The organism is Kribbella caucasensis, from assembly GCF_004361855.1.
Taxonomy (GTDB): domain Bacteria; phylum Actinomycetota; class Actinomycetes; order Propionibacteriales; family Kribbellaceae; genus Kribbella; species Kribbella caucasensis.
In genome coordinates this window covers 18,228-34,658 of sequence record NZ_SNWQ01000031.1, presented here as the reverse complement: position 1 = coordinate 34,658, position 16,431 = coordinate 18,228, and the positions used below count along the sequence as shown (strand labels likewise).

The window sequence follows — 16,431 nt, the reverse complement described above, 5'->3', positions numbered from 1 at the left end:
GACTCCATGAGCAGCGGCTCGGGGGAGCAGGAACCGTCCCGAAGGGAGTCGGCGTCATGGCTGGGGCGAACGGCCGGCGGTCGGTACGCCAGCCGCGGCTGGACGAGCTGCGGCTGCTGGCGAAGGTCGCCCGGATGTACCACGAGAAGGGCATCCGGCAGCCGCAGATCGCGACCGAGCTGAACCTGTCCCAGGCCCGGGTGTCGCGGATGCTGAAGCAGGCCGTGGACGTCGGCATCGTGCACACCGTGGTGACCATGCCGGGCGGCGTGCACGGCGAGCTCGAGGACGCGCTGCAGACGAAGTACGGGCTCCGCGACGCGGTCGTCGTCGACACGATCGGCGCGGGCGACGAGGTGCTGCCCGCGCTGGGGTCCGCCGCCGCGGCGTACTTCGACATGACGCTGACCAGCGGGCACGTGATCGGGATCTCGTCCTGGAGCGAGACGCTGATCAGCGCGGTGGACCGGATGCCGCGCAAGAGCGTGCCGGCGGTCGATCGGGTCGTGCAGATCGTCGGCGGGCTCGGCGACGCGGCCGTACAGATGCAGGCGACCCGGTTGACGGCCCGGTTCGCGGAGCTGACCGGGGCGATGCCCGTGTACCTGCCGGCGCCCGGGCTGGTCGGTACGCCGGCGGTCCGGAAGGCGATGATGAACGACGTCTCGGTGCGCGACGTGATCGGTACCTGGGGTCAGCTCACCGACGCGCTGGTGGGGATCGGCAGCCTCGAACCGTCGCCCCTGCTGCAGCGAAGCGGGAACGCCGTCGCCGAGTCCGACCAGGACGAACTACGCAGCCTCGGCGCGGTCGGGGACGTCTGCTTCCGCTTCTTCGACGAGGCCGGGAAGCCGGTGCGATCCAAGTTCGACCAGCGGGTCATCGGTGTCACCCCGAAGGAACTGCTCGCGGTCCCCCGCCGGATCGGAGTCGCCGGCGGCGCCCGCAAGTTCTCCGCCATCCGCGCCGCCCTCCTCGGCGGCTGGGTCAACATCCTCATCACCGACCTGTCCATGGCCCAACGCCTAGCCACCGCCTAACCCCACCCCCCCGCACCACCCACGCCGTACCGGCTGCGCGGTGCCTGGCCGCACCCGCCGCGCGGCCGCGTACGCCGTACCGGCTGCGCGGCGTCTGGCCCCACCCGCCGCGCGGGCCGCGTACGCCGTACCCGCTGCGCCGCCGACGCCGCACCGGCCAACCGTCTGCACCGGCCCGCCCATCGGGAATTTGAGGAGTTAACCTCCAGGATCGGGGGTTGCCCCTTGAGAATCCGAGGGGGCAACCCCTCAGCTCAGGGGTTAGCCCCTCAAATTGCGGAGTGGGAAGCGGGAAGGGAGTCGGTGGACGAGCAGCGGGAGGTTTACCGGACGCTGGATCTGGCGTTGCGGATCGGCGAGGTGCTGTTGTCCAGCGGCGCCGGTACCGCGGACACGACGGCGACGATCCTCGGGGTGACGGCCGCCGGTGGGTTGCGAGGGTGCGAGGTCGACATCACGTTCACCTCGATCGCGATCTCGTACCAGGCGACGCCCGACACCGCCCCCGAGACGCACCTGCGGATCGTCCGGTATCGCGGCCAGGACTTCTCCCGGTTGACCGGCGTGGACCGGCTGGTCCAGCGGTTCGCCCGCGCCGAGGTGACGCGCGAAGAGGCGAGCCGCGAGCTGGCCCGGATGGTGTCGGCCGGTCCGCCGTTCCCGCGTTGGGGTTCGGTGCTCGCGTGGGGCGTGATGGCCGGCGGGGCGACCCTGTTGCTCGGTGGTGGCTGGCTGATCACGCTGGTCGCCGTCGTCACCGCGGTCGTGATCGAGCTGAGCAACCGGTGGTTTCATCGGCAGCGGTTGCCCGCGTTCTACCAGCAGGTGGCCGGCGCGTTCGTCGCCACCGCGGTCGCCCTGATCCTGTACGCCGTGCACGCGCCGGTGAAACCGTCCCTGGTCGTTGCCGCCGGCATCATCATGTTGCTCGCCGGGATCGCGCTCACCGGCGCTGTCCAGGACGCGATCACCGGGTACTACGTGACCGCGTCCGCGCGGCTGCTCGAAGCGATGTTGCTCACCGGCGGGATCATCGCGGGAGTCAGTCTCGGGATCACGCTCGGGATCAGGTTCGGCCTGCCGGTCGCGATCGAGGCGCAGACGATCCAGCTCGCCAACCTGCCGATCATGACCGGCGCCGGCGCGCTGATGGCGGTCGCGTTCGCCTTCGCGTCGTACGCACCGCTCCGATCGCTGCTGCCGGTCGGGTTGGTCGGGGCGGCCGGGTCGCTGGTGTTCACGCTGATGGGGCGCGCCGAGTTCGGGCCGGCCTGGTCGACCGCGGCCGCCGCGTTCACGGTCGGCCTCGGCGCGTACGCCCTCGGCCGTCGGTCCGGCGTACCGCCGCTGGTCGTGGTCGTGTCCGGTACGGTTCCGCTCCTCCCCGGCCTCACGATCTACAAAGGCCTGTACGAACTGATGGGATCAGGCAACCTCATCGGCATCGTCAGCCTCGCCACCGCGCTCGCGATCGGCGTCGCCCTCGCCTCGGGTGTCATCCTCGGCGAGTACGTCGCGCAGCCCATCCGCCGCGAAGCCCGCCGCCTCGAAGACCGCCTGGCCGGCCCCCGCCTCGTCGGCCCCCGCCGCCCAATCCGTCCCCGCCAAACCCGACCCCGCCGCGGCGGTCGCAGTCGCCGCTCAACCTAGGTCCAGGCGACCTTGAGCACCGACCAGTCGCTTTCCTGTCCGCCAGACGCCCGCCCGGTGCCCAAGGCCGCCCTAGCCCGTCGCGGGAGCTGGTTCAGCGGGGTTCCAGGCGCCAGGTTTGGGGTTGTAGGTGGTTGCAGGTCCAGATCTGGACGTTGGCGCCCGGTCTGCCTGGGTGCGCGGGTCCGGCTGAGCGGTCGGATCCGTTTGGGCGGTCGGGGTTGCTTGGGCGGGCCGAGTTGCTTGGGCGGGCGTAGTACTGACTAGACCGGAGGCCAGGAGGGCTAGGACGAGGCCGAGGGGGCGGATCATCGGATCTCTTCCAGGACCACGTCGTCGAGTTGGAGCCAGACGTCCTGGCCGTGGCCGAAGAACCCGGCGTACAGCTGGATCAGCGACTCCCGCCCGGACTCGAACTCCACACTGACCTTCGTGTACTGCGGATGCGCGCCGCCCGGCCTCTTCGCGATCGTCGTGCCGTGCAACGTCCGGACTCCGAGTACTGTGTCGCGGTTGTTGTCCGCAGTCCGGATCCAGGCGGACAGGCGATACCGGTGATAGGGGCGCACGGCAACGTTCTGCTGGAGTGCGTGGGCGCCGATCGAATCGCGCAGGTAGGCGTTGTTCTGGCCGGTGTGGCCCAGGTTCGTCCGGTCGACACCGCCGCGGCCGTTGAGCTGCCACGGGGCCGATGGGGTCGCGCCGGGCTGGTCCTCGAAGCCGGGATCGGTGACGAGGTTGGTGGGTGCGCCGTCGTCGGTGAGCTTGGTGTGCATCAGGAAGACGTTGTACGGATCCCACTGCGACATCGTGAAGTAGAGATCCGGCCCGGACGACCACGGGTGGATGTAGGTGCCGTACAGACCGGGGAAGTCGGTGCCCCGGACAACTACTTGTTCACCGCTCCACGGTCCGGTGAGGGACCCGGCGGATCGGAGTACGACCGAGGCGCGCTGCTCGTCGAGGTACATCATCAGCCACTTGCCGACGTGTGCGTTCCACTGGACGGACACCTCGCTGACCGGGCCGATGGCGATCGGTGCGGCCGCGCTCTCATTCGTCGACCACGTCTTGCCGTCCCAGTAGCGCCACGCCTTCTTCGACAACACCTGCCGCTCCGGGACCCGGGCCAGATGAGCGTTGCCGAAGCGGCCGTTCGGCGTACCGACCATGTATACATAACCGTTGTTACGTACCAGTGCGGTCATCTGGAAGTTGTTGTCCCATTCCGGCGTGTTCTGCCAGCGGGCGCCGGGGTCCTTGGTCCAGGTCTCGCCGTTGTCGTCGGAGTACGCGAAGCCGGAGTAGTTGGTGAACCAGCTGCCGGCCGGACCCCAGTAGTTGACCGACATGTACTGCACGTACTGCCGGTTGCCGACCGAGATCCCCGCGGTCGGGATCACCGTGTGCTCGTCCCGGTCGACCTTCTTGCAGTCGAGGAACTGCTTCGCGTGCCCGGGCCGGTCCTCGGCCGCGCTGTCCAGCGTCATCCCGTCGGCCAGGTTGCGGTCCTTGCTGCGGAACAGCAGGTTGCACCGCCAGTCGATCGTCGCCGGATCACCCACGCCACCACCGGGACCGGTCCACCCGCTGCCGTAGCTGTCGCCGAACGCGGTCAGGATCTCGCCGGATCCGTTGTCCCACAGGATCCCCAGATCGGTCGCCTTCAACTGGAACCGCGCCTCGGTGTCGTTGATCGACCCGGGTCCGGTCAACTTGGCGATCTGCTTGGCCGGTGACGGTACAGCCGAAGCCTGAGCGGAGGGCGGCGGATTGGCCGGTAGTAGGGCCGCGCCGAGCAGCAGCGGCAGGATGAGCACGAATCGCGTCGGCATACGAGTCTCCTCAGCGGGGGCGGACGCACAGGAAATCGATTTCTCGCGACGATAGTCCGCCCACCACCCGAGGTCAACGCCTCGACGGCGACCGGCATGCGGCGAGGGGGTTCAGCGAGGCGGGGTGGGGTGAAGGTGCTGGCGGGGTGGCCGCGCGTCGCGTCGACGGGGCGGCCGGGTGGGTCGGCGGGGCCACGTCTGGGCGGGGTGGGGTGGAGGCGTTGCCGAGGCGGAGGTGGGGAGGTGCTGCCGAGGTGGGAGGTCGATGTCTGGGTGGGGTGGCTGGGTGGGCGGGGTCTGGGTGGGGTCTGGGTGGGGTGGCGGCGAGGTTGGGGTCTGGGTGGGGTGGTTGTGGTTTACTGCTGGCGGTGTGATTCCAAGGTGTGGCGGCTGGGAGTTGATCCTGGGCCCGCCGGCTTCGTGCGGTTCGCGGAGTGACCCGGCTGCGACCGGGGCCATGCGGTGATACCCCGCTCCTGCTCGGACCCGGCCGGGTCCCTGGCCAGTCCAGGCTCAGGAGCTGAAGCATGTTCACAGGAAGAATCGAGTGGACCGCGACCGTCGCCGAGGTGGGCGACGAGGCGCTGCGGATCAAGCTCGACGCCGCCGTCCCGTTGTCCGCGGGTGGAGCGGTCTGTATCGACGGTGTCCGCCTCACCATGCAGTCCGCCGTACCGGGTGAGCTGGTGGCGACCATCACCGAGGAGACCCGCCGTCGGACCACCCTCGACCGGATCGCGGCCGGTACGTCGGTCCACCTCGAGCTGCCGGTGGCCGCCGGGGACCGGATCGACGGCCATCTGGTCCAGGGACATATCGACGGCGTCGGCAAGGTGCTCCGGGTCGACGAGGAACCGGCCGGGCGCCGGGTGTGGATCAAGCCGGGCGACCGGTTCCTCGCGCGGCTGGTGGCGAAGTCCTCGGTGGCGCTCGACGGCGTCAGCCTGACCGTGGCGGAGGTGCTGAAGGACCGGTTCTCCGTGGTCCTGGTGCCGAACACCTTGCTGAAGACCAACCTCGGCGAGCTGGTCTCCGGCGACCGGGTGAACCTGGAGAGCGACCTGCTCGCCCGGATGGCTCGCGACGGTCATGGCCCCCAGCTGCTCAAGGCGGTGGCCCGGCTGCCGTGGGCCGGTCACCTCAGCGGGCCGATCGGCGTCCAGAAGGTGGTGGCGCAGGTGGCGGCCGGCGGTGGCGTCGTGGTGTGGGATCCGACGGTGGAAGGCGAAGGTGACGTGATCTTCGCCGGCGCGGCATTCCGGCCGGAGGCGATGACGTTCCTGCTCACCCAGGCCTGTGGGCATACGACCATTCCGTGTGCCGCCGAGATCCTGGCCCGGCTGGAGATCCCGCCGATGCCCGGCGAAGGTGATCGGCAGGGAACGGCGATGCACGTGTCGGTGGACCTGGCGGCGGCGCTGGGCACCGGGGTGAGTGCGGCCGAACGTGCTGCGACGATCCGGCGGCTGGCCTCGCCCGAAGCCACCGCGGCCGACTTTCTCCGGCCCGGCCACGTGTTCCCGCTGGCGGCCCGGCGGGGGTTGCTTGCCGAACGCAAGGGACACACGGAAGCGACGGTGGCGTTGAGTCTCGCCGCTGGACTGGCGCCGGTCGGGGTTTGCTGCGAGGTGATGCGTCCCGACGGTGTGATGGCGGACGCGGCCTGGTTGGAGCAGTTCGCGTTGCGCTGGGAGCTGCCGATGATCGACATCCACGAGCTGGCCCGATGGCTGCCGTGAAAGGCGCGGACCTGTACGACGACCCGGTGTTCCTCGCGGGATATCGCGAACTCCGACGAACGAAGCGCGGACTCAACGACGTACTGGAGATCCCGGCGATGGCCGCGTTGCTGCCACCCGTCCGCGGGTTGCGTGTGGTCGACCTGGGATGTGGTGCGGGCGAGCTCGCCGTACGGCTGGCTGAAGGGGGTGCGGCTCAGGTCGTCGCGGTGGATTCGTCGAAGGCGATGTTGGCGGCTGCGCGGCGGCATCCGCGGGTGCGATACGTGCGGTCGGATCTGGCGGACCTCGATCTTGCTCCTGGCACGGTCGAGCTCGTGGTGAGCAGCCTGGCCCTGCACTACGTGGAGGATTTCGCGGGGTTGGTCGCGCGGATCCAGGACTGGTTGGTACGGGACGGGCGGTTCGTGTTCTCGGTGGAGCATCCGGTCGTGACGGCGCCGCAGCGGGAGGCGGACGGGGTGATCGACAACTACGCGGACGAGGGACCGCGGCAACGAAAGTGGTTCGTCGATGGGGTGGTGAAGTACCACCGGACTATCGGGTCGATGGTTGCCACGCTGGGCCGGTGCGGGTTCCGCCTGGAAACGCTCGACGAACTGCAGCCCACCCTCGATCAGGTCCGGCAGCATCCCCACCTGGCAATTCACCGGCGTCGACCGCCTTTGCTGCTGTTCTCGGCCGTTGCGTCCGAAGAAGCGAGCGCTCTGACCCTCGATTCTTCGGACGCAAGTGACCCTCGGGAACTGTGAGCCGTTAGAGTTACCGACTGGAAACATCGGCTGCTAGCGCTGGGTGTTCCGCCCGGCGGGTTCGGAGGATCGACGTGGCATTGGGTAGGACGTCCCCGCGGGACCTGCCGCTGTTCGCGGATCTGACCGGACGGGAGATCAAGGAGGTCTTCCGGGCCGGCGAGGAGGTCTCGGTGCCGGCCGGCTGGTCGCTGATCCTGGAGCAGACCCCGCCGGACGCGGCGTACCTGATCCTGTCCGGGACGGCGGCGGTGCGGGTGAAGGGGCAGGAGATCGCCGTGCTCGGGCCGGGCGACATCGCCGGTGAGGTCGCGGTCCGGCAGAACCGGTTGCGGACGGCAACGGTGACGGCGAAGTCGCGGTTGCAGTTGCTGCACTTCACCCGGGAGAAGTTCGACGACCTGACCAACCGGCTGCCGAGCTTCCGCGACGCCATCGACGCCACCATCGCCGAGCGCCGCGGTGACAACTCCAGCTCCTGACGACCGCTCCCCGGCCGAACTGTCGGGCGACGCGGCGCCGGACTTGGAGGCGTTGCAGCAGCGGTTCGAGCGGTCGTTGCTGGGTGGGGAGCGGAAGTTCACTCGGATCGAGGTGTCGGAGCGGGCCGGGATCTCGATCGAGCGGGCCGAGCGGATGTGGCACGCGCTTGGGTTCGCGACCGTGCCGGATGATGAGGTCGCGTTCACCGATGCCGATGTCGAGGCGCTCCGGTTGGTCGTGGCGCTGGAGGACGACGGGTTCATCGACCCGGCGATCGAGTCGTCGCTGGCTCGCAAGCTCGGCCAGACGCAGTCCCGGCTGGCGTCGTGGCAGTCGGCGATGTTCTTGGAGTTCCTGGGGCAGTCGAAACTTCCGGTGGATGAGGCGATCGAGGTCGCCGATTTGTTGCTGCCGGCAATGGAACGGCTGCAGACGTACGCGTGGCGCCGGCATCTCGCCGCCGCGGCCGGCCGGGCGATGGCCGGGTCCGATGAGCTGGCTCGCGGGATCCGTGCGGTCGGGTTCGCCGACATCGTCAGCTACACGCGGCTGACGCGGCGGCTCACCGAGGCCGAGTTGGGTGAGCTGATCGAGCGGTTCGAGGGTACGGCGGCGGATGTGGTCGCGCTGAACGGCGGCCGGGTGATCAAGTCGATCGGCGACGAGGTGTTGTTCGTGACCGACACAGCCGCTCAGGGAGCCGCGGTCGCGTTGGCGCTGCAGGACGCGGTGGCCGCCGTCGGGGATCTGCCTGAGCTGCGGATCGGGCTCGCGTACGGCACCATCCTGATCCGTCTTGGTGACGTGTACGGCGAGACCGTCAACATCGCGGCCCGGTTGACGGCCGAGTGCAGACCCGGGCGAGTGCTTGCCGATCGCGAGATGGCCGCGGCCTTGGACGGTCACGATGACTACCGGCTCCGCCGCCTCCGCCGGGTCTCGGTCCGCGGGTACCACCACCTGATCCCGTATGCGCTCCAGCGGGCCGACGACTGACAATGGTCGGGTGCGCGAGATCCTGACCACCGCCGATCTGATGGCTGCCTCCGGCAACGACCCGATGATCGTCTGGGCCGGACAAGGCCGCCTCGGGTCCCCAGTACGGGCCGGGTCGGCGGGGTCCGCGGGGTCCGCAGTACGGGCCGGGTCGGCGGGGTCCGTGGTGCAGCCGGCCCGATCGCCCAGCCAGCCCGGCCGACGCGCACAGCCCGCCGATTGGTCAGCGAGTTGGGGACACGGTCAGCGTTACGCCTGAGCTTGGTTTGGGGCTGGGCGTTGACGGCGTCGGGGTTGGGGTGGTTGTCGGTGCTAGGCGCGGGGTGAAGGGCGCCTTGGTGGAGTCCTTGCAGTTCTCCGCGTCGGTGGTGCCGTTCGGATCGTGTTGCACCTCGGGGAGCGGGAAGAAGTTGCTCACCCCCGAGTGCGACTCCGTGCCGGGGTAAAGCGTCGCGCAGTCCTGCAGGTCGAGTCTGAGCGCCGCACCGCTCTGCGTGTAGAGCAGGACCTTGACCTGGCGGCCCTGCTCGTCGAACGGGTAGATGTTGGTGATCTGCTCGCCGTCGAGGGTCAGGCCGTTCTGGTAGTTGTAGCCGGAACTACGACCACGGGAGTCGTCGCCGTTCGAGAACAGGAACGGGCCGTTGCTGCCGAGGATGAAGCTGGCCGCGAGCCCGGCCGGCACCGCGACTGCGGCGACCACGTTCAGCGGGACGAGGTACCAGAGCCAGCGGCGGTCCTGCTGGGTCCGGCGGCCGATCCAGATCGACACCGCGGCGCCGGCCAGCGCGCCGACCACGGTGACCGCGCCCGCACCGAACAGCGCGAAGAACCCGCCACCGCCCACCACACCCCGCGCGACCCACCAGACCGGCTGGCCGATGGCGACCAGCTCTTGGCGCAGGTGAGGCGGAAGTTGCTGGATCAGCTCGCGGATGGAGTTCGCGGCCGCGACCCCGCGAGGGGTGTCGAGCACCGTCCGCGGGTCGTTGCCGCGCAGCGCCCGGACGCCGAGGTACGCCGCGCCGAACAGCACGGCGAGCCCGATCAGCCCGAAGAACGCGCTGGCGTCGCGCGACCAGGAGAAGATCCCGACCACCAGGAAGAACGGCCCGACCGTCCCGGCGATCACACCCCAGCGCAACGCCTGCCCGGCCGACGCCTGCGCCGACGCGTGATCCATCGAGTGGGTCCTCGGCGGATAGCCGGCCGCGCTGCGCAGTTCATCGGCGTACTCGCGGGGCGTGCCGAGGCGTTCCTGCAGCGCCGCTGCCGTCGGCTCGCCGTCGAACTCCGCGGCGACCTCGGTCAGGTGGCCGGAGACGTCGTCCAGCACGTCCTCCAGCTCGCCCGGCGGCAGATCGTTCAGCTCGGCCCGGATCTGAGCCAGGTAGGTCGCGACCGCTCCGGTCACAGTGCTGTTCACGCCGCCTCCTTGCGCAGCAGGCCCGACATGGTGTCGGAGAAGTGGTTCCAGGTCTTGGTCGACTCGGCCAGCAGGTCGAGGCCGGTCTGGTTCAGCCCGTAGTACTTCCGGTGCGGCCCTTCCTCGCTGGGCTGCACGTACGACGTGAGCGCGCCGCCCGCGAACAACCGCCGCAACGTCCCGTACACCGAGGCGTCCGCCACGTCCTCGAGCCCGGCTGCCCGCAACCGCCGCAGTACGTCGTACCCGTAGCCGTCGGCGTCCCGCAGTACTGCGAGCACGGCGAGATCCAGCACTCCCTTGAGCAACTGACTCGGATCCATGGTCCCTCCCGGCTAGGTCATCCGCGGAGCACACTACTACACATCGCGGAGTACTGCGCCAAGCAGCGCCGCCGGGGTCCGCAAGATCGATCAAGTCGGGCGGGCGCTCGCCGGGGCAGAGTGGAGGCATGGAAGACGTTTACGCGGCGTTCGTCTCGGTGGTGGCGGAGAGTCTGGACGAGCCGGCGACGAGTGCGGCCGACCTCGCTCGGCGAGTGCATCTGTCCCGGTTCCACTTCGACCGGGTGATCGGTGCTGTTGCCGGGGAATCACCGTCGGCGTTCCGGCGCAGGTTGCTGCTCGAGCGGGCGGCGTACCGGCTGCTTGCCGAGGACGCCGGGGTGCTCGAGCTCGCGATCGACGCGGGGTACGGGTCGCACGAGGCGTTCACGCGGGCGTTCAGCCGGGCGTACGGGATGTGCCCGCGGGACTGGCGCCGCGAACCGTCGCGGGTGTTCTTCCTGGATGCGCCCAGCGGGGTGCATTTTCAGCCACCGGCGGGGTTGCGGCTGCCGGCCAGAAGAGAGGCGAAGGGGATGGACGTACTGGTCAGGATGGTGGAACACCACGTCTGGCTCACCGGCGAGATGATCGAGCGCGGCGCCCGGCTGGACGCCGAGACCCTCGACCGGCCGATCGAGCTGTCGGTCGAGGGGATCGACGACGACGTGTCGATCAGGTACCTGCTGGACCGGCTGGTCTGGCAGGAGGAGATGTGGCTGGCTTCGGTCGAGGATCGGCCGTTCCAGGTGCCCGAGTGCGGCCGTCAGGTGACCACGCCGATTGCGGAGCTGCGTGAGCGGCACGCCTCGGCCGGTTCCCGATTCGTTGCCTTGGTCAACCGGTTGAACGATGAGGGCCGGTTCGACGAGAGCTTTGTCGACACCACCTGCGAACCACCACGGGTCTTCACGTACGGCGGGATGGTGGCGCACGTGATCACCTTCGCGGCCCATCGTCGGTCGCTCCTGGTCGGCGCATTCCACACCGCCGGCATCACCGATCTCGGCTTCGGCGACCCCATGCGGTTCGTTGCCGACGGCACCCCGAGTTAGCCCAGCGGGTCGTGGAGGTCGGGGCGTTCGGTCGGGTTGGTGATGCGGACGTCGAGGGGTTCGGCCTTGGTCGGTGCCGGGACGTTGCCGACGGTGACCGGGAGGTTGAGCTTGCTGTGCGCCAGGTCGATGTCGATAGTGGCGCCGGTGTCGTTCGGCGTCGTCCACTCGGTGTCGCTCAAGGTCACTGCCAGGCCGAGGATCCTGCCCTTCGGGATCACCTCGTCCTGGGCTCGCAGCGGGACCGTCACAGTCGCCCACTGGCCCGGCGTCAACGGCCTCGGCTTGCTGATCGAATTGTTGTGCGCGGCATCGATCCAGCCGCGGCTGACGATGCCGTGGTCGCTGATCTCGGTGAGCTTGTCGACCGTGTAGTAACAGCTGTCGTCGTACTCCGTGCTCTCGCCCTCACACGTGCTGATCTGGGTCCGCCGGATTCCCGCGTACCGCTCACCTTCGCCGTACTCGATCAGTCGCGCGGTCACCGGCGTGGTCACCGAGTCGGCCTTGATCCGCAGCGTGACGGTCGGTGTCCCGCTGACCCGGATCGAGGCCGGCAGTGGTGCGGACAGGAACATCTGCCGGCCGGCGATCACCTCGGACGGCGTGGCCACGATGTCGTCCTCGGTCAGCGCCGGGTCGTCCGTCACCGTCACGGTTCCCTTGCCGTAGGCACCTAGTTTGCCGTCGGCCAGCGGTACCGGGACGGTCTTCGGCGCGGCCGGCCAGGTCTTGTAGTCACGCCACACGTCCGGCGCCACCTCGACCGAGGCCATCGGCTCGCCCATCACGTTGTTCTGCAGGTCCTGCAGCCAGTAGTCGAACCACTGGTGCAGCTCGTCCACCCACTCGTCCCGGCGGAACTCGAACGGGTCGACGTGGTCCTCAAGGCCGAGCCAGATCTTCCGCGGGACCTTGTTCTTCGCCAGCGCGTCCCACCACTGGGCGAAGTGGTTGGTCTGGACGTTGTAGTCGCTCAGCCCGTGCGTCACGAACACCGACGCCTTCACCTTGCGGGCGTCCTTGACGTAGTCCCGGTCGGCCCAGAACGACGTGTAGTCGCCGGTCTCGTCGTCGTCCTGCTCGCCGAGATCCGCGCGGACCGCCTCACACGCGGGCGTGTCGTGGCCGACGTAGCCGCCGAGCCAGGGCATGTAGTCGATCGAGTACGGCACGCCGCGGGAGCGGGAGTAGTCGTACCACGAGGAGATCGCCGAGATCGGGACGATGGTCTTCAGCCCCTGTACGCCGGTCGCGGCGACCCCGTTGGCCAGCGTGCCGTCGTACGACTTGCCGATCATGCCGACCGCGCCGGTGGTCCACGTCGCCTGCACCGGTTCGCCGCCGAGGGTGTGCGCGGTGTTGCGGCCGTTCAGCCAGTCGATCACCGCGACGACCGAGGCGATCTCGTCCTTGCCGCCGACATCACCGCAACCGGTGGAACGGCTGGTCCCGACGATGTCCACGCCGACGACGGCGTACCCGCGGGGGACGAAGTAGTTGTCGTAGAACAACGGCATCTTCTGGATGACGCCGCTCTCGTCGTACGTCTTCTTCTCGCTCTCGTTACCCCGACCGCAGCAGGCGTAATACGGCGAGGCGTCCATGATCACGGGGATCCGGATGCCGGCGGTGTCGGTCTCGCGGGGCCGGACGATGTCGACCGCGACCTCGTCGGTCTGGCCGTCGGAGTCGGTGTCCAGGTTGGTGTCGACGTACACGGACTCGCGAATCGCGTCGGCGTAGTCGTAGGCGGCCTGAGTACTCCGCGTCCGCGGGTCGACGTGCGGCGGTATACCGGTGGCGAGTCCAGATCCGGAGATTCCGGCGATCTGGGGTACGCCGCCGGCCGGGGTTCCGGGTCCGTCCGGGATGCGGGCGGCCGTGGCGGTGCCGGTGACTGTCCCCAGGCAGACCACGGTGGACGAGACCAGGACGGTCACCCTGGTGCGGACGGTCGTCATGGCTCGGAAGGCTAGTCAACCAGGCGCGCAGATGCCAGGTTCTGCCGATATTCGTACCCGCAAACTGCCACGCAGCGTGATGATGGTCTCGGTTCCGATAGGGTGCCTGCACCCAAGGGGGAGCTGTCCGGAAGGTGGGTAATCGATGAATCTTCGAGCACCGGTGACATTGCTGGACGTGGCGCAGCGGGCCGGCGTGTCGGTGGCGACCGCCTCCCGCGTGCTGAACGGGGGCGACCGGGTGCCGCGCCCGGAGCTGCAGGAACGTGTCCGCGCGGCCGCGGCCGAGCTTGGCTACACGCCGAACGCGCAGGCCCAGGCTCTGGCGAAGTCGTCCACCAACGTGGTCGGCATCCTGGTCCACGACATCGAGGACCCGTACTTCGCGGCGATCGCGAACGGCGTGATGCGGGCCGCCGACGAGCGCGGGCTGCTGGTGATGATGGCCAGCACCTTCCGTGATGCCGATCGCGAGATTGCCTATCTTTCTTCGCTTCGCGCGCAGCGGGCCCGGGCCGCGGTGATGATCGGCAGCCGCCGGACCGATGCCGAGGCGCTGGCCCGGACGGCGACCGAGATCGAGTCGTTCCTCGGTTCCGGGGCCGGGCTCGCGTTGGTCAGCCAGGCCGGGATGCCCGCGCACACGATCGAGCCGGACAACCGCAAGGGTGCCGCCGAGCTGGCCCGGTCCCTGGTGAATCAGGGGCTGCGGAAGTTCGGCGTACTGGCGGGTCCGGAGAATCTGGCGACCGCGCGGGACCGGCGGGACGGATTCGTCGACGGGCTGGCCGAGGCGGGGCTGGAGCCGGTGGCCGTGCTGGCCGGCGAGTTCACCCGCGACGGTGGTCACGCGGCGGCCGGCGAGTTGCTCGATCGCAAGCTGGACCTGGACTGCCTGTTCGCGGTCAACGACGTGATGGCCGTCGGCGCGATGTCGGTACTACGGACGCGGGGCGTCGACGTACCGGGCGAGCTCGGGGTGGCCGGATTCGACGACATCGCGACCCTGCGGGACGTCTGGCCGGGGCTGACGACGGTTCGGTTGCCGCTGGAGCAGATGGGGCGGCGGGCACTCGAGCTCGCGATCGAAGGCGGCGAGCCGAAGGTGGAGACGTTCCCGGCCGAGGTCGTCCTGCGGGAGAGCACTCCGAAGCGCTGAAATATGCTCGGGACCGTGACCGAACCCGTGAACGTCTCCGAGATCTTCGACCCGTCGGCCTGGAAAGAGGTGGACGGGTTCGAGCTGTCCGACCTCACGTACCACCGGGCCGTCGACGCAGGAGTGGTCCGGGTCGCGTTCAACCGGCCCGAGGTGCGCAACGCCTTCCGGCCGCAGACCGTGGACGAGTTGTACCGGGTGCTCGACCACGCGCGGATGTCGACCGACGTGGGCTGTGTGCTGCTGACCGGTAACGGCCCGTCCCCGCGCGACGGTGGCTGGGCGTTCTGTTCGGGTGGCGACCAGCGGATCCGTGGCAAGGACGGGTACAAGTACGCCGAGGGCACGACGGCCGACACGATCGACCCGGCTCGCGCGGGACGACTGCACATCCTCGAGGTACAGCGCCTGATCCGGTTCATGTCGAAGGTCGTGATCTGCGTCGTACCGGGCTGGGCCGCGGGTGGTGGACACAGCCTGCACGTGGTGGCCGACCTGACGATCGCGTCGGCCGAACACGCGCGCTTCAAGCAGACCGATGCGGATGTCGCGTCGTTCGACGGCGGCTTCGGTTCGGCGTACCTGGCCAGGCAGGTCGGGCAGAAGTTCGCCCGGGAGATCTTCTTCCTCGGCGACGAGTACTCCGCCGAGGACGCGTACCGGATGGGCATGGTGAACAAGGTCGTCCCGCACGCCGAACTGGAAGCGGTCGCGCTCGAGTGGGGCAAGAAGATCTGCGCGAAGTCGCCGACGGCCCAGCGGATGCTCAAGTATGCGTTCAATCTGATCGACGACGGACTCGTCGGCCAGCAGATCTTCGCGGGTGAGGCGACCAGGCTCGCCTACGGCACTGACGAGGCCGCCGAAGGCCGCGACTCGTTCCTGGAGAAGCGCCCAGCCGACTGGTCACCGTACCCGTACGCCTTCTGACTGTTGCTGGACGCAACTAAAGGGTCGGATCGTTGCGTCCGAAGAACTGTGGGTTATAGCGCTCGGTTCTTCGGACGCAACGGGGTCATCAGTGGGCGACGCCGTACAGGCGGTCGCCGGCGTCGCCGAGGCCGGGGACGATGTAGCCCTTCTCGTTGAGGTGGGAGTCCATCCCGGCGATGACCAGGTTGCAGGGGACGTCCAGGCCGGCCAGTTCGCGCTCGATCCGCTCCACGCCCTCCGGCGCGGCCAGCAGGCAGATCGCGGTGATGTGGTCGGCGCCGCGGTCCACCAGGAACTGGATCGCCGCGGCCAGCGTGCCACCAGTCGCGAGCATCGGGTCGAGCACGTAGCACTGCCGTCCGTGCAGGGTCTCGGGCAGCCGTTCGGCGTACGTCGAGGCGGCGAGGGTCTCCTCGTTCCGGATCATCCCGAGGAAACCGACTTCGGCGGTCGGCAGCAGCCGGGTCATCCCCTCGAGCATGCCGAGACCGGCGCGCAGGATCGGTACGACCAAAGGCTTCGGCGCGGTCAGCTTGACGCCCTGCGCCTCGGCGACCGGGGTCTGCACGGTGACCGGGCCGGTCCGGACGTCCCGGGTCGCCTCGTACGCCAGCAGCGTGACGAGCTCCTCGGTCAGCCGCCGGAAGGTCGGCGAGTCCGTCTGCTCGTCCCGCAGGGCGGTGAGCTTGTGGGCGACGAGCGGGTGGTCCACCACGAGGATCTGCATGGCTGGCAACGGTACCGTCGGCGATTCGCTGCCGGAAAGCGCGCCCGCTGTTACGGTCGAAAACGGAGTCGATTCTGGTCAGTGCCCCGCCCGCCCCCGGGCGCGTTGCCGCAACCGACGAAGGACGTGCGCCCGTGACGGAAAACGACCGGGATGGCGGGGTAGGGAAGGAATCGAGCCCTGCCAAGTCGCCCGAACAACTCGACCGCCTCCGCCGCCGCGCCGCCTTCCTGCGCGAGCTGGAAGAGGCCCGCGCCCTCCGCGATCGAATAGCCCCGCGCCGGGCCCGAGTCCGCCAGCTCCGCGAAGCCATGCGCCGAGCCACCTACCACCACTAACAGAAGCGCAA

General features: G+C 69.3%; 15 protein-coding genes. 10 read left to right on the top strand and 5 right to left on the bottom strand.

Annotation, left to right across the window (positions count from 1 at the left end; all coding sequences use genetic code 11):
* Window positions 1-56: 56 nt before the first annotated feature.
* Window positions 57-1,040, top strand: a complete 984-nt coding sequence (locus EV643_RS38725) for a sugar-binding transcriptional regulator (protein ID WP_133805211.1) — start codon at window positions 57-59, stop codon at window positions 1,038-1,040.
* Window positions 1,041-1,343: 303 nt separating this feature from the next.
* Window positions 1,344-2,690, top strand: a complete 1,347-nt coding sequence (locus tag EV643_RS38720; RefSeq protein ID WP_238166102.1) for a threonine/serine exporter family protein — start codon at window positions 1,344-1,346, stop codon at window positions 2,688-2,690.
* Window positions 2,691-2,998: 308 nt separating this feature from the next.
* Here EV643_RS38720 and EV643_RS38715 read toward each other — a convergent pair whose 3' ends face one another.
* Window positions 2,999-4,525 carry a glycoside hydrolase family 183 protein gene (locus EV643_RS38715; protein WP_133805210.1) on the bottom strand — a complete coding sequence of 509 codons (1,527 nt, stop codon included), beginning with the start codon at window positions 4,523-4,525 and terminating at the stop codon, window positions 2,999-3,001.
* Between the two features lie 527 nt (window positions 4,526-5,052).
* On the opposite strand from EV643_RS38715, the gene EV643_RS38710 reads away from it, so the two are divergent.
* From EV643_RS38710 to EV643_RS38695, 4 genes are all read left to right on the top strand, one after another.
* A complete protein-coding gene (locus EV643_RS38710; protein WP_133805209.1) occupies window positions 5,053-6,264 on the top strand; it encodes a 3,4-dihydroxy-2-butanone-4-phosphate synthase in 1,212 nt (403 codons plus the stop codon).
* Window positions 6,252-7,016 carry a class I SAM-dependent methyltransferase gene (locus EV643_RS38705; protein WP_133805208.1) on the top strand — a complete coding sequence of 255 codons (765 nt, stop codon included), beginning with the start codon at window positions 6,252-6,254 and terminating at the stop codon, window positions 7,014-7,016. Before EV643_RS38710 ends, EV643_RS38705 begins: the two co-directional genes overlap by 13 nt.
* Before the next feature lie 74 nt (window positions 7,017-7,090).
* Window positions 7,091-7,498, top strand: coding sequence for a cyclic nucleotide-binding domain-containing protein (locus EV643_RS38700; protein WP_133805207.1), 408 nt, complete (start codon window positions 7,091-7,093; stop codon window positions 7,496-7,498).
* The gene (locus tag EV643_RS38695) at window positions 7,479-8,495 is read left to right on the top strand and encodes an adenylate/guanylate cyclase domain-containing protein (protein WP_133805206.1); all 1,017 of its coding nucleotides are present in this window, start codon (window positions 7,479-7,481) and stop codon (window positions 8,493-8,495) included. The genes EV643_RS38700 and EV643_RS38695 overlap by 20 nt, the downstream gene beginning before the upstream one ends.
* Before the next feature lie 223 nt (window positions 8,496-8,718).
* Here EV643_RS38695 and EV643_RS38685 read toward each other — a convergent pair whose 3' ends face one another.
* Both EV643_RS38685 and EV643_RS38680 read right to left on the bottom strand, forming a co-directional pair.
* On the bottom strand, window positions 8,719-9,921 hold the full coding sequence (locus EV643_RS38685; RefSeq protein WP_133805204.1) for an HAAS signaling domain-containing protein: 1,203 nt from the start codon (window positions 9,919-9,921) through the stop codon (window positions 8,719-8,721).
* On the bottom strand, window positions 9,918-10,244 hold the full coding sequence (locus EV643_RS38680; RefSeq protein ID WP_133805203.1) for a PadR family transcriptional regulator: 327 nt from the start codon (window positions 10,242-10,244) through the stop codon (window positions 9,918-9,920). Before EV643_RS38680 ends, EV643_RS38685 begins: the two co-directional genes overlap by 4 nt.
* Window positions 10,245-10,372: 128 nt before the next feature.
* Between EV643_RS38680 and EV643_RS38675 the strand changes: the two genes are divergently transcribed.
* On the top strand, window positions 10,373-11,299 hold the full coding sequence (locus EV643_RS38675; RefSeq protein ID WP_133805202.1) for a helix-turn-helix domain-containing protein: 927 nt from the start codon (window positions 10,373-10,375) through the stop codon (window positions 11,297-11,299).
* On the opposite strand, the gene EV643_RS38670 is transcribed toward EV643_RS38675, so the two are convergent.
* A complete protein-coding gene (locus tag EV643_RS38670; protein WP_133805201.1) occupies window positions 11,296-13,263 on the bottom strand; it encodes a Xaa-Pro dipeptidyl-peptidase in 1,968 nt (655 codons plus the stop codon). The two genes, EV643_RS38675 and EV643_RS38670, sit on opposite strands and share 4 nt — an antisense overlap.
* Window positions 13,264-13,408: 145 nt before the next feature.
* Here EV643_RS38670 and EV643_RS38665 point away from each other — a divergent pair, with 145 nt between their 5' ends.
* Both EV643_RS38665 and EV643_RS38660 read left to right on the top strand, forming a co-directional pair.
* Window positions 13,409-14,422 (top strand): LacI family DNA-binding transcriptional regulator, encoded by a 1,014-nt coding sequence (locus tag EV643_RS38665; RefSeq protein WP_133805200.1) that lies wholly within the window; start codon window positions 13,409-13,411, stop codon window positions 14,420-14,422.
* Between the two features lie 15 nt (window positions 14,423-14,437).
* A complete protein-coding gene (locus EV643_RS38660; RefSeq protein WP_238166101.1) occupies window positions 14,438-15,352 on the top strand; it encodes a 1,4-dihydroxy-2-naphthoyl-CoA synthase in 915 nt (304 codons plus the stop codon).
* An 88-nt stretch (window positions 15,353-15,440) separates the two neighbouring features.
* On the opposite strand, the gene upp is transcribed toward EV643_RS38660, so the two are convergent.
* Window positions 15,441-16,082: a uracil phosphoribosyltransferase gene (gene upp, locus EV643_RS38655; protein ID WP_133805198.1), complete on the bottom strand. Its 642-nt coding sequence runs from the start codon at window positions 16,080-16,082 to the stop codon at window positions 15,441-15,443.
* Between the two features lie 134 nt (window positions 16,083-16,216).
* Between upp and EV643_RS38650 the strand changes: the two genes are divergently transcribed.
* Window positions 16,217-16,420 carry a hypothetical protein gene (locus EV643_RS38650; protein ID WP_133805197.1) on the top strand — a complete coding sequence of 68 codons (204 nt, stop codon included), beginning with the start codon at window positions 16,217-16,219 and terminating at the stop codon, window positions 16,418-16,420.
* Window positions 16,421-16,431 lie beyond the last annotated feature (11 nt).

What these genes read in the sequence shown, in the direction of transcription:
- EV643_RS38670 (WP_133805201.1), bottom strand. Translation starts at nt 13,263, where the DNA reads ATGACGACCGTCCGCACCAGGGTGACCGTCCTGGTCTCGTCCACCGTG.
- EV643_RS38705 (WP_133805208.1), top strand. Translation starts at nt 6,252, where the DNA reads ATGGCTGCCGTGAAAGGCGCGGACCTGTACGACGACCCGGTGTTCCTC.
- EV643_RS38715 (WP_133805210.1), bottom strand. Translation starts at nt 4,525, where the DNA reads ATGCCGACGCGATTCGTGCTCATCCTGCCGCTGCTGCTCGGCGCGGCC.
- EV643_RS38725 (WP_133805211.1), top strand. Translation starts at nt 57, where the DNA reads ATGGCTGGGGCGAACGGCCGGCGGTCGGTACGCCAGCCGCGGCTGGAC.
- upp (WP_133805198.1), bottom strand. Translation starts at nt 16,082, where the DNA reads ATGCAGATCCTCGTGGTGGACCACCCGCTCGTCGCCCACAAGCTCACC.
- EV643_RS38665 (WP_133805200.1), top strand. Translation starts at nt 13,409, where the DNA reads ATGAATCTTCGAGCACCGGTGACATTGCTGGACGTGGCGCAGCGGGCC.
- EV643_RS38680 (WP_133805203.1), bottom strand. Translation starts at nt 10,244, where the DNA reads ATGGATCCGAGTCAGTTGCTCAAGGGAGTGCTGGATCTCGCCGTGCTC.
- EV643_RS38710 (WP_133805209.1), top strand. Translation starts at nt 5,053, where the DNA reads ATGTTCACAGGAAGAATCGAGTGGACCGCGACCGTCGCCGAGGTGGGC.
- EV643_RS38675 (WP_133805202.1), top strand. Translation starts at nt 10,373, where the DNA reads ATGGAAGACGTTTACGCGGCGTTCGTCTCGGTGGTGGCGGAGAGTCTG.